Source organism: Acidovorax kalamii, from assembly GCF_002245625.1.
In the GTDB taxonomy this organism is placed as follows: domain Bacteria; phylum Pseudomonadota; class Gammaproteobacteria; order Burkholderiales; family Burkholderiaceae_C; genus Acidovorax; species Acidovorax kalamii.
The window spans coordinates 322,896-335,003 of sequence record NZ_NOIG01000008.1 but is presented as its reverse complement, the minus strand read 5'-3'; the positions used below and the strand labels follow the sequence as shown (position 1 = coordinate 335,003).

11 protein-coding genes are annotated in these 12,108 nt (G+C 67.6%); 7 read left to right on the top strand and 4 right to left on the bottom strand.

What is annotated here, in order from left to right; genetic code table 11:
- Positions 1 to 89 precede the first annotated feature (89 nt).
- The 5 genes from CBY09_RS12900 to ubiM all read left to right on the top strand — a co-directional run bounded on the left by CBY09_RS12900 (position 90) and on the right by ubiM (position 6,200).
- A complete protein-coding gene (locus tag CBY09_RS12900) occupies positions 90 to 701 on the top strand; it encodes a TetR/AcrR family transcriptional regulator (RefSeq protein WP_094290006.1) in 612 nt (203 codons plus the stop codon).
- A gap of 400 nt (positions 702 to 1,101) precedes the next feature.
- Positions 1,102 to 2,088, top strand: a complete 987-nt coding sequence (locus CBY09_RS12895) for an alpha/beta fold hydrolase (RefSeq protein WP_240515710.1) — start codon at positions 1,102 to 1,104, stop codon at positions 2,086 to 2,088.
- Positions 2,089 to 2,559: 471 nt separating this feature from the next.
- Positions 2,560 to 4,095, top strand: a complete 1,536-nt coding sequence (locus CBY09_RS12890; RefSeq protein WP_094290005.1) for a BCCT family transporter — start codon at positions 2,560 to 2,562, stop codon at positions 4,093 to 4,095.
- Positions 4,096 to 4,212: 117 nt separating this feature from the next.
- Complete coding sequence (locus CBY09_RS12885; RefSeq protein ID WP_094290004.1) at positions 4,213 to 4,644, top strand: hypothetical protein; 432 nt, start codon at positions 4,213 to 4,215, stop codon at positions 4,642 to 4,644.
- 236 nt (positions 4,645 to 4,880) lie between these two features.
- Positions 4,881 to 6,200, top strand: a complete 1,320-nt coding sequence (gene ubiM, locus CBY09_RS12880; protein ID WP_094290003.1) for a 5-demethoxyubiquinol-8 5-hydroxylase UbiM — start codon at positions 4,881 to 4,883, stop codon at positions 6,198 to 6,200.
- A gap of 10 nt (positions 6,201 to 6,210) precedes the next feature.
- On the opposite strand, the gene CBY09_RS12875 is transcribed toward ubiM, so the two are convergent.
- From CBY09_RS12875 to CBY09_RS12865, 4 genes are all read right to left on the bottom strand, one after another.
- Entirely contained in the window at positions 6,211 to 7,131 is a 921-nt protein-coding gene (locus CBY09_RS12875; protein ID WP_094290002.1) for a class I SAM-dependent methyltransferase, read from the bottom strand.
- Positions 7,132 to 7,322: 191 nt separating this feature from the next.
- Positions 7,323 to 7,448, bottom strand: coding sequence for a hypothetical protein (locus CBY09_RS24240; RefSeq protein ID WP_276208285.1), 126 nt, complete (start codon positions 7,446 to 7,448; stop codon positions 7,323 to 7,325).
- A 17-nt stretch (positions 7,449 to 7,465) separates the two neighbouring features.
- Positions 7,466 to 7,669, bottom strand: a complete 204-nt coding sequence (locus CBY09_RS12870; RefSeq protein WP_094290001.1) for a hypothetical protein — start codon at positions 7,667 to 7,669, stop codon at positions 7,466 to 7,468.
- Positions 7,670 to 8,126: 457 nt separating this feature from the next.
- Positions 8,127 to 8,870, bottom strand: a complete 744-nt coding sequence (locus tag CBY09_RS12865) for a zf-TFIIB domain-containing protein (RefSeq protein ID WP_094290000.1) — start codon at positions 8,868 to 8,870, stop codon at positions 8,127 to 8,129.
- A gap of 147 nt (positions 8,871 to 9,017) precedes the next feature.
- Between CBY09_RS12865 and CBY09_RS12860 the strand changes: the two genes are divergently transcribed.
- Both CBY09_RS12860 and CBY09_RS12855 read left to right on the top strand, forming a co-directional pair.
- Positions 9,018 to 10,307 carry a solute carrier family 23 protein gene (locus tag CBY09_RS12860; protein ID WP_094289999.1) on the top strand — a complete coding sequence of 430 codons (1,290 nt, stop codon included), beginning with the start codon at positions 9,018 to 9,020 and terminating at the stop codon, positions 10,305 to 10,307.
- A 116-nt stretch (positions 10,308 to 10,423) separates the two neighbouring features.
- Entirely contained in the window at positions 10,424 to 11,974 is a 1,551-nt protein-coding gene (locus tag CBY09_RS12855; protein WP_094290212.1) for an acetyl-CoA hydrolase/transferase family protein, read from the top strand.
- Positions 11,975 to 12,108 lie beyond the last annotated feature (134 nt).

The following is a 12,108-nucleotide window of genomic DNA, read 5'->3' as shown; positions in this document are numbered from 1 at the left end:
TGGCACGGGGTGCAGGCCAGCCACCCCCGTCACCCGGTTGACAGCAGGGTGAAATGCGCATTTCGCACATTCGTGCTAAATTTCGCCCCATGGACGCCAAAACCCAGAAAGCAGAACTCACCCGCGCCGCCATTGTCGGCGCGGCGCTGGACTTGGCTGCGGCCGAGGGGCTGGAGTCGATCACGCTGCAGGCTGTGGCCGACCGCGTGGGGCTGTCCAAGAGCGGTGTGTTCTCACGTGCCGGCTCGCGCGAGGCGCTGCAGAAGGCGGTGATCGAAGAGTTTGGCCGCCGCTTTCTGGCCGATGTGTTTGTGCCCGCCATGCAGCACCCCAAGGGCCTGCCGCGCCTGCAGGAGATCATGCGCCGCTGGATTGCCCGCACGCGCGACGTGGAGGCTTTCACCGGCTGCATCTATACCGCTGGCGCGTTCGAGCTGGACGACCGCGAGGGCGAGCTGCGCGACCTGCTGCATTCCGAAATCACCCGTTGGCGCGCCGCCTTGCGCCGCACGGTGCTGCAGGCCATCGAGGCCGGGCACCTGCCCCCCGACACGCCGCCCGACCAGCTGGTGGCCGAGATGTATTCCCTGATCATGGGTCTGTTGCACGACGTTCGCTTCCTGCGCGATCCGCAGGCGGCGCAGCGCACCGAGGCGTCCTGGGCGCGCCTCGTCAAGAGTTACCTCCCCTCCCCCGCCTGAGAGACTGAGAGTCTTTTATCCATGTCCGCCTTGCACGCCAAAACACCCCAGCTCGTCGTTGCAAATGCTCGCCATAGCCCGAGCTATGGCTGCGCTTTGCGCCTAGAGCCGGGGTGTTTTGACGCACCTTTCGGGCACGGCTAAAAAACTCCCAGCCTCTGAGACGCGGTGGTGTGCCATGGAGACCTCTTGTTTTTTTATGCCCCAATTTCGCACAATCGTGCGAAGAAAGGAAACACCATGTTGATCATCCTGGGCATTGCCGCCATTGCGGCCGCAGCGGGCGCCATCCGGGCGCTGCGCAGCACCCTCACCAGCCTCCCGCGCAGCAACCGGGACTGGGTCTTTTTCTGAAGCGGGCGCCGCGCTCGCCCCACTCCATTCCTTCAGGAGCCCCACCATGAACACCTCCCCCTCCACCGCGCTGCAGGCCACGTCCAGCTTCTACGGCGAACACCCCGGCATGCGCCTGCTGCGCCTGGCGCTGGGCACCACCGAGCGCCTGTGGCCCGCGCTGGCCGTGCGCGTGGCCTCGCGCCTGTTTGGCACGCCGCTGCCCTTGCGCAAACCCGGCCGCCCTGCCGTGCCCCCCGGCCACTGGCGCACCGAGCGCCTGGCATTTGAAGACGCGGAGATCACGCTCTACCTGCCCCAGGCCCAGCCGCATGGCCCCACGGTGCTGCTGCTGCACGGCTGGGGCGGCCATGCGCGCCAGATGCTGCCGCTGGCCGATGCCCTGACCGCGCGCGGCCTGCGCCCGGTGCTGGTGGATCTGCCCGCCCACGGCGGCAGCCGGGGCCGCGTGAGCAACCTGCCGCAGTTCGCCCGCGCCATCGAATACACCACCGCCCGCCTGCACGCGCAGGACTCGGCGCCCCACGCCGTGGTGGCCCATTCGCTCGCGGCCAACGCTGCCGCGCACGCAGCCAGCCGGGGCCTGGCCACCGGGCGGCTGGTGCTGCTGGCGCCACCCGCCTCGCCGCACGAGTACACGCGCCTGTTCGCGCAGGTGTTTGGCCTGACCGAGCGCACCCGCGCGGCCATGCAGCGACGCATCGAGGCGCGCGAAGGCATCCTGATGCGCCAGTTCGAGCCCCCGGCCGTGGGCCCACGCATCGCCCTGCCCACGCTGGTGGTGCACGACCGGGGCGACCGCATCAACCGCTTTGCCGACGGCGAGGCCTACCGCGACCACATCGCGGGCGCCACGCTGCTGGCCACCGAGGGCCTGGGCCACCGCAAGATCCTGCAGCAGGCCGAAGTGCTGCAGGCCGTGGCGGACTTTGTGGCCGTGCCAGCGCTTGCAACAACGTTTGCACCAGCACATGCGCAGACACCCGCCAACGCAGGCCCCGCGCCATCACACCGCCCACAACCCCTGGCTTGACTGCGGTATTGCCGGTGCCGTAGCGCAGCCATTGCCTACACTGGCGCCCTTTTTCCCCGTTTGCGCCAACCCTCTGGCGCCGTCCACGGACGGTGCCGCGCAAACGCCCCGCCTTGCCGCGCCGCTGGCTCCCACGCGCGCATCGGCTCCGGGCCCGGCCTTCTCTTCATCCTTGCGATGCGGCGTTGTGGCAAGCCACCCCTGCGGTGGGCCTGCCATCCGCCAGGCCGGCCCGTCTTTCCTTCCGAGATGTGCAGCCACCGCTGCGGTCGGCACCTGCGTACCTGTGCTTCATTCGTGCATGGCGCACGGGTGCCACAGGCGCATTGACCGCCGGGCGTGCCCGGTGGCACGCTGCTGGAGCGCCAATGCGGCATGGCGTGTCTCGCACACCGCTCGCCGCACGCCAGGCAAAGCCCGGCACAAGGCTCCGCGCATCTCCTTGTCGATTCAGCAGAAGAAAGGTGATCCATGGAACTTCTCATCTCGGCGGGGCTGATCCTCGCCATCGTGCTCTGGGGCGTGGCGGCGCCGGACTCGCTCGGCGCCGTGTTCGACACGGCCCTGGCGGCCATCACGCGCAACTTCGGCTGGTTCTACCTGTGGGTGGTGCTGGGCCTGGTGGTGATGGCGCTCATCCTGGCGTTCAGCCGCTACGGCGACCTGAAGCTGGGCCAGGAGGACGACGAGCCCGAGTTCTCCATCGGCGCGTGGTTTGCCATGCTGTTTGCGGCGGGCATGGGCATTGGCCTGGTGTTCTGGGGCGTGGCCGAGCCCATCTCGCACTACGGCACGCCGCCGCCCGGCATCGCGCCGCACACGCCCGAAGCCGCCAACGCGGCCATGCGCTACAGCTTCTTCCACTGGGGGCTGCACCCCTGGGCGGTGTACAGCATCGTGGCGCTGGCGATTGCGTTCTTTCAGTTCCGCAAAGGCGGCTCGGCGCTGGTCAGCACCGCCGTGATGGCCCTGCCCTGGGCGCCGCTGCAGCGCATCGGCCCGGTAGTCAATGTGCTCGCGGTGATCGCCACTGCGTTCGGCGTGGCGGCATCGCTGGGCATGGGAGCGCTGCAGATCAACAGCGGCCTGGCCGCCACGATGGGCGTGCCGGTGAATGAAGCCTGGCAGGTGGGCATCATCGGGGTGACCACGGTGCTGTTCCTCGCCTCGGCGGTGTCGGGCGTGGCGCGCGGCATCAAGTGGCTGTCCACCTTCAACCTCATCATTGCGGCGCTGCTGGCGCTGGCGGTGTTCACGCTGGGGCCCACGGTGGTCATCATCGACACCTTTACCAACACGCTAGGCAGCTACCTGAGCGAGTTTGTGCGCATGAGCCTGCGCATGACGCCCTTCCGCGACAGCGGCTGGGTGAGCGGCTGGACGGTGTTCTACTGGGCCTGGTGGGTGAGCTGGTCGCCATTTGTGGGCCTGTTCATCGCACGCGTCTCGCGCGGGCGCAGCATCCGCGAATTCATCCTGGGCACGGTGCTGGCGCCCACGCTGGCGGCGTTTGTGTGGTTCTCGGTGTTTGGCGGCACAGCGCTGCACCTGCAGATCATGCAGGGCGTGCCCATTGCCGATGCGGTCAACGCCGATGTCTCCACCGCGCTGTTCTCGCTGTTCCACGCGCTGCCCTGGGGCGCGCTGATGTCGGGGGTGGCCACGGTGCTGGTGGTGGTGTTCTTCGTCACCTCGGGCGACTCGGCCGTGTTGGTGCTGGGCATGATGAGCACCCGGGGCAACGAGAACCCGTCCGCGCGCGTCAAGGTGGTCTGGGGCCTGCTGATCTCGGGCATTGCCGTGAGCCTGCTGCTGGCCGGGGGCGTGAAGGCAGTGCAGACCGCCACCATCGTGTTCGCCCTGCCCTTCACCGCGGTGATCCTGCTCATGGCGCTGGCGCTGTGGCGCGGCGTGAAAGCCGACTGGGAGGCCGAAGACCGCCGCGACCGCGCACTGCGCCGCCGCCTGCGCGAAATGGCGGGCCCGGCCACGCCGCCGCAGCCGTAGACGGGCACCATGGGCGCGAGGGGCGGTGTGCATGCGTCTATCATCCGCAGCCACACCCGCCCCAGCGTCCTTCTGTCTCCTCTTGTTGCTTCGCGGCTGATACCGGTACCGACTCCCATGCCCCTGCTCCTGTCCGCCTGGCCCGCCGTGGTCCTTGTGCTGCCCGCCCTGGTGCTGGTGTCGGCCATCGTTTTTCTGGCCAAGGGCAACCGCGGGGCGTTTGCGCAGCTGCTGGCCCTGGCCGCGTGTTTTCTGATCGGCGCACTGCTCATGGAGTTCTTCACCTTCATGGGCGCGCTCATGGCACGTTCGGGCAGCCAGCACACCACGCCCGAGGTGGGCACGGGCACACGCCAGCTGCTGGCGACCATTGCCAACCCGCGCTCCATCACCGCACCGCCGCTGTCGCTGGCCGCCTTTGCTGCGTACAGCATCCCCGCGTCCTATCTGTGGCTGCTGGTGACCTGGGGGCTGCACCTGCGCGGCAAGAAGGCAGGCACGGCCAAGAAGAAACCGGCCAGGGGCACGCGCAAGGTCGCCAAGGACTGAACGGCTGAGCGGTGGTGACGGTGGGGACGAGCCCACCTTGCGCAACGCAGGCCCGGGGTTCAGAAATTTGAAGGTTTTTGGGCCGCTACCGCGCACTGGCATTGCCCAGATAGCTATTATTTCAATAGCAATCACCTGCACGGCCGCTTGACCCAGGGCAAACCCCGCCGCACGGGCTGCGCCCACAATCGCAGGCGCTTGGGCTCTTGTTCGGCCCCGTTAGGTTTCCCCCTGCCATGACCACCACCCACCACAGCGACGTGCTCATCGTCGGCGCAGGCCCGGCGGGCCTGTCGCTGGCCATCTCCCTGGCCCAGGCCGGTTTCACCGCCACGGTGGTGGAGCAGCAGAGCGACAGCGCTCTGGCCCAGCCCGCGCCCGATGGCCGCGAGATCGCCCTCACCCACCCCAGCCGGGCCACGCTGCAGCGGCTGGGCACCTGGGCCCATCTGGCAGACCACGAAGTGGGCCAGATCGTGGAGGCCCAGGTGCACGACGGCCCGCTGGGCCGCCACAGTGCGCTGCAGCTGAATGCAGCCAGCGGCGCCCAGGGTGGCGCTTCTGGTGCCGCAGCCCCCGGCTCGCTGGGCTTTATCGTGCCCAACCACGCACTGCGCCGCACGGCCCACACCGTGGCGGCACACATGCCGGGCGTGCGCCTGCTCACCGGCACCCAGGTCACCCGCGTGGCCACACTGCCCGGCCATGCCGAGCTGGACTGCGTACCTGCCAGCACAGCCCCCGGCGACCCCACCACGCCCCAGCGCCTGACGGCACCGCTGCTGGTGGCCGCCGACAGCCGCTTCTCGGCCACACGCCGCCAGCTGGGCATCGGCGCACAGATGACCGACTTTGGCCGCACCGTCATCGTCTGCCGCATGCGCCACACGCAGCCCCACGGCGGCGTGGCGCACGAATGTTTTGGCTACGACCGCACCCTGGCCGTGCTGCCGCTGCCGGACGACCCACACGAAGGGCATGCGCTGTGCTCGGTGGTGGTTACGGCGGGTGCGGCCGACGCCGCCGCGCTGATGGCGCAGACCCCCGAGGCCTTCACCGCCCAGGTGCAGGCCCAGTTCAACAACCGGCTGGGCCCCATGGCCCTGGTGGGCGAACGCCATGCCTATCCGCTGGTCGCCGTGTATGCGCAGCGCTTTGCGGGCCACCGCTGTGCGCTGCTGGGCGACGCCGCCGTGGGCATGCACCCCGTGACGGCCCACGGCTACAACCTGGGCCTGGCCGGGGTGGAGCGGCTCACGGCCGCACTGGTCAGCGCGCGCCAGCGCGGGCAGGACATTGGCAACGCCGACGCACTCGCGCCCTACGCCCAGGGCCACCACCGCCACGCCTGGCCCATCTACCAGGGCACCAACGCCATCGTGCGCCTGTACACCGACGCCCGCCCGATGCCGCGCCTGCTGCGCCAGCTGGTGCTGCAGGGCGCGCGGCGCCTGCCCCCGCTGCAGGCGGCCATCGTGGGGCAGCTCACGGGCAAGGCCCCCGCGTGGATGCGGGTGCTGGCGCCCGGGCAGTTGGCAGAATTGCGAAAAAACTAGCTACTGCGGCTCAGGGGGCGCCATCCCCTACCGCCAGCGTTGCCACCCCATACGGCGGAGCCCCCAGCCAGTGCTGCCACAGCGCATCTAAACCGAGCCCCGCCCAACCGTAAGCCTCGGCCACGCTCTGCTCGCGCAGCAGACGCAGGCGCGGATGCGCAGCGGCCAGCTCGGCCATGCGGCCCACGCCCCAGCAGAATTCGGCCCCCGTGGGCCCCACGCTGGGGTGCCGGGCGGCCCGGCCCACGGCCTGGCGCGTCAGCACATCCAGCACCATGCGCGAGCCCGGGGGCGCGCACTGCGCAAACTCGGCCAGCACGGCCTGCACCTGCGCGGGCTGCAGGTACATCAGCACACCTTCGCACACCAGCAGCACCGGCTGTGCGTTGCTGCGCGACGGCAACCGCAGGCGCTGCCACCAGCCAGGCTGGGCAAGGTCCACATCGGCCTGCCGCATGCGCGGGCCTTGCACCGGCAGCAGTTGCTGGCGCAGCGCCATCACCTCGGGCAGGTCGGCATCCAGCCACCGGTTGGCACCCGCATCCAGCCACTGGAAATGCTGCGTGAGCCCACACCCCAGGTTGGCCCCCAGGCCCTGCGGGTGCGCCGCAAAAAAAGCGCGCCCCGCCGCCTTGACGGCCCCGGTGCGCCACAGCACCTGGAACACCGTAGGCAGGTCGTCCAGCAGCGCATCCACATCGGCGCCCAGGCGCTGCAGCAGCTCGCCCGCCACGGCATCGCGGCAGTCCAGCCACGGAAAGTAGCGCGCCCCCCGCGCCCGCGCCGCCAGCGGGATCAGCAGGGTGCTGGGCACGGGGTGCAGGTGGGCGCTCTGCAGCAGGTTGTTGGCAGGAGGGCGGCTGGCCGGGGCCACATGCGGCACGGGGCTGCGCGGCGGTCGAACACGGCGTCGGGCGGGGGTCTGCGGCACGGGCGCTCCTCCTGTGGCAGCGGGCGCCACGGTGGGGTGGGATGCGGGAGGCCCGGAATCTGGGCCCTTGAACGGCTTGCCACGCCATTCTGATCGCTCCGTTACGCAACGTGGCGAATGGCCGCAACACGCGCTGCGGTATGTCAAGACATTGTGGCCCACCAGTGCTCAGCGACTGACGGTGCAGCGCACTAGTCCTCCACCATCTTCACCAACGCCCACACCAGCGCTACGCCCGCCGCCACCAGGGCGTCGCCGATGTCCACGCTGCACTGCGCAGTGCCTTGAGCTTGAGCGCGCGCACTATCCCATGACACAACAGGGTGTACCGGCCTCAGCCGCGCACTGAAGCCGTGGCTTGTTCAAACACGAACCCCAGCGCGCGGATCTCGTCCTCGCTCATATGCACCTCTATCAGCTCTGGCTGCCTCGCTTCGACTGCGCGGCGGCGCTCGAAATTGGTGGGAGGGCCATTGTCGATCTGGCGGCGATCTTTGCCGCTGCGCCGCTCCGCGCCTCTTCTGTGTTCGACGGTCATGCTGCTGGTGGGTTGATTGGGATGAATGTTTGGATGTGTTTTGAGGACTCCCCATTGGGCCATCTGGCTGAACCCTATGCAACGCGTTGTCGCTTTTTGACTGCCTGCAAAGGATCGGGAAGTGCGATTTGAAAGATACCTCTGCCCAACACCTGTGAGAAGGAGGCATGACATTTGTTGACGATCTGCGCCGACGGAACGTGTCAGGGACGTGAAGGTAGCTGTCGCATCCCGAAGCGGAGGATGCACGCTGAAGTACAGCCCACTCCCAAGTGCGGGCTTGCGGCTCTCAGAAGCTCCTAAATTGATAGCTATCAGCGCTTACCCATCAGGCGGGGACGCCCAATTTGGCTCCAAACCCAGCAAGACCAGCGCGGCTGTGGGGCCGCCAGCGCATTCAGCCTCACACGCCCTGGTGCTGACCAGTCCCGGCTTGCATGCCAGGCCCTGGTGCCCACTAGTCCTTCACCAGCGCCCACACCAGCGCCACCCCCGCCGCCACCAGGTCGCCCGTGAATGAGCTGTCGGCAGCATCGCTGCTGCTGGTGAATGCACGCTTTTGCCGCTCGCGCTCGGCGCGGCTGCGGTCGCGCTCCAGGGCTACCAGGGCGTCGCCGATGTCCACCGAGGGGGTGGCGTGGGTGGTGCGCTCGCTGCTGGCCTTGGCGTAGCCCTCCATGGCTCGCACCACAGCGTCGGGGTCGATGAGGGAGAACGCGGCGCGGCAGTAGGGGCAGGCGTGGTCCTTGCGGATGTCCACGGGGGCGCCACAGCTGGTGCAGTAGATGGCGCCCACGCGTTTGGCCAGGTCGTCGATCTCGGGGCGCGTCATGTGGCGCACAAAGCCTTTTTCGACCATGAAGGACGAGAAGCTGCTGAAGCGGCCGTGCTGGCGCCCGCAGCGGTAGATCATGTAGCGGCCGCTGCGCACCACGTCAAAACCCTTGGCCAGGCTGGTGTTGCAGCGCGGGCAGGCCATGCGTTCTGCCAGGGGCTGGTGCTGGTCGGTGCGGTGTTCGTGCAACAGGCGGAACAGCTCGACCACCGACTGGGGCGCGAGCTTGAGGTTTTCGTGCCGGTCGAACCACAGGCCCTGGCAGGCAAAACAGATGTCCAGCTCCAGCACGTGCCCCTGGTTGCTGGTGAACCGGTGGGCCTCCATGGGCTGGCGGCAGGAGGGGCAGGACGGCAGAGGGTGCATGGCGGCGGTGCCTGTAGGAGGCAGAGCGGGGATTGGCGCAAATGCTAACCCGGCACAGGGCGGACGCCGGGCGCATGACGCGCAGGTTCACGGCAACGCCATGCCCATCCACTAGCATTCGCGCCTCAACAACAAGGAACCAACAAGATGGGATTCATGAACTGGCGCACAAAAAGCGCCGATGTGCTGCAACAAGGCGGGGTGATTGCGCCCGATGAGCGGCTGCCCTGGCCGCAGACGGCGGTGATGGGGGTGCAGCACGTGATTGCGATGTTTGGCGCCACGGTGCTGGCGCCCATCCTGATGGGCTTTGACCCCAACGTGGCGATCTTGATGAGCGGCATCGGCACGCTGATCTTCTTCCTGGTCACGGGCGGCAAGGTGCCCAGTTACCTGGGGTCGAGCTTTGCGTTCATTGGCGTGGTGATTGCGGCCACAGGCTATGCGGGCCAGGGGGCCAATGCCAACATTGCCGTGGCGCTGGGCGGCATCATCGCCTGCGGCTTGCTCTACACGCTGATTGGCGCGCTGGTGCAGGCGGTGGGCACGGGCTGGATCGAGCGCTTCATGCCGCCCGTGGTCACGGGCTCGGTGGTGGCGGTGATCGGCCTGAACCTGGCGGGCATCCCCATCAAGAACATGGCGGCCAGCAACTTCGACAGCTGGATGCAGGTGGTGACCTTTGTGAGCGTGGGCCTGGTGGCCGTGCTCACGCGCGGCATGGTGCAGCGCCTGCTGATTCTGGTGGGCTTGATCGTGGCGAGCATCATCTACGCGGTGCTGACCAACGGCCTGGGGCTGGGCAAGCCGATGGACTTCTCCATCCTCGCCAACGCCGCGTGGTTTGGTTTGCCCAACTTTGCCGCGCCGGTGTTCGAGGCCAACGCCATGCTGCTGATCGCGCCCGTGGCCATCATCCTGGTGGCCGAGAACCTGGGCCACATCAAGGCCGTGACGGCCATGACGGGCCAGGACCTGGACCGCTACATGGGCCGCGCGTTCATCGGCGACGGCGTGGCCACCATGGTGAGCGGCGGCGCGGGCGGCACGGGCGTAACGACCTATGCCGAGAACATTGGCGTGATGGCGGCGACCAAGATTTACTCCACCGCCGTGTTTTTGCTGGCGGGGGTGTTTGCGCTGGTGCTGGGCTTTTCCCCCAAGTTCGGCGCGCTGATCCAGACGATTCCGCTGCCGGTGATGGGCGGCGTGTCCATCGTGGTGTTTGGCCTGATCGCGGTGGCGGGGGCCAAGATCTGGGTGGACAACAAGGTGGATTTTTCGCAGAACAAGAACCTCATCGTGGCGGCCATCACCCTGATCCTGGGCACGGGCGACTTCACGCTCAAGTTCGGCCAGTTTGCGTTGGGCGGCATCGGCACGGCCACGTTTGGCGCGATCCTGCTGTATGCCTTGCTCAATCGCAAAGGCCAATGAACAATGTAAGGGTTAACCCTGATTCTGTAAGCAACGACCGCTAGCATCCTGGGTTTTGTCCACAGGGCCATCCGCTCACCGGGCGGGTGGCCTTTTTCTTTTTGCGGAGTTTGTTCATGTCCCTGGCCGATCGGGTGCTGTACCCCGACTTTCTCTCCCGCACGATGTCTGCCGACGAGGCGGCCGCCCTGATTCCTGCCGGTGCCCATGTGGGCATGAGCGGATTCACCGGCGCGGGCTACCCCAAGGCCGTGCCGGGCGCGCTGGCCCGCCGCATCGAGAGCCTGAACGCGCAGGGCCATGGTTTCAAGATCGGGCTGTGGACAGGGGCCAGCACCGCGCCCGAGCTGGACGGCGCGCTGGCCCAGGTGGACGGCATCGAGATGCGCCTGCCCTACCAATCCGACCCCACGGTGCGCCGCCAGATCAATGCGGGGCACATGCAGTATGTGGACATCCACCTGTCGCACGTGGCGCAGTTTGTGTGGTTTGGCTTTTTGGGCAAGCTGGATGTGGCGGTGGTCGAGGTGGCGGGCGTGTTGCCCGACGGGCGGCTGATCCCATCATCCTCGGTGGGCAACAACAAGACCTGGCTGGACCAGGCCGACAAGATCATCCTGGAAGTGAATGCCTGGCACAACCCGCAGCTCGAAGGCATGCACGACATCTACTACGGCACCGACCTGCCGCCGCACCGCAAGCCCATCCCCATGACGCGGCCTGACGAGCGCATTGGCGAACCTTATCTGCGCTGCGACCCGAACAAGGTGATTGCGGTGGTGATGACCAACCAGCCCGATCGCAACAGTGTGTATGCCGCGCCGGACGACACCTCCAACCGCATCGCGGGCCACATCATCGAGTTCTTGCAGCACGAGGTGAAGAAGGGCCGCCTGCCCAAAGACCTGCTGCCGCTGCAGTCGGGCGTGGGCAATATCGCCAATGCGGTGCTCGCGGGGCTGAACAACGGCCCGTTCGAGAACCTCACGGCCTACACCGAGGTGCTGCAGGACGGCATGCTGGACATGCTGCGCTCGGGCACGCTGGCCAGCGCCTCGGCCACGGCGCTGTCGCTCAGCCCCACGGCGATGCAAGACTTCAACGACCGCATCGACTACTACAAGCAGCGCATCGTGCTGCGCCCGCAGGAGATCAGCAACCACCCCGAGCTGATCCGCCGCATGGGCCTGATTGCGATGAACGGCATGATCGAGGCCGACATCTACGGCAACGTGAACAGCACGCACGTCATGGGCTCGGCCATCATGAACGGCATTGGCGGCTCGGGCGATTTTGCGCGCAATGCCTATTTGTCGATCTTCATGACGCCGTCGCTGGCCAAGAATGGCGCCATCTCGTGCATCGTGCCCATGGCCTCGCATGTGGACCACACCGAGCACGATGTGCAGATCCTTGTGACCGAGCAGGGTTTGGCCGACCTGCGCGGCCATTCGCCCTCGCAACGCGCCGAAATCATCATCGACCGCTGCGCACACCCCGATTTCCGCTCGGCTCTGCACGACTACGTGGCCCGCGCCAAACGGAGCGCCGTGGGCCAGCACACGCCGCACCTGCTGAACGAGGCGCTGTCATGGCACCAGCGGTATGTGGAGACGGGCAGCATGCGCGCGCCAGCGGGCCCTGCCAGCCCCGCCGGCCCGGCGTAAAGGTTGCCCCACGGCCCGCAGGCCTTTGACAGCCAAATGGCAGCTTGGGCAGATAAAATAAGGGTTAACCCTAGGCTTCACAACCTCCCCTGTTCAACTTCCACCAGCCCCTGCCCGGGGCTGGTGGTTTTTTT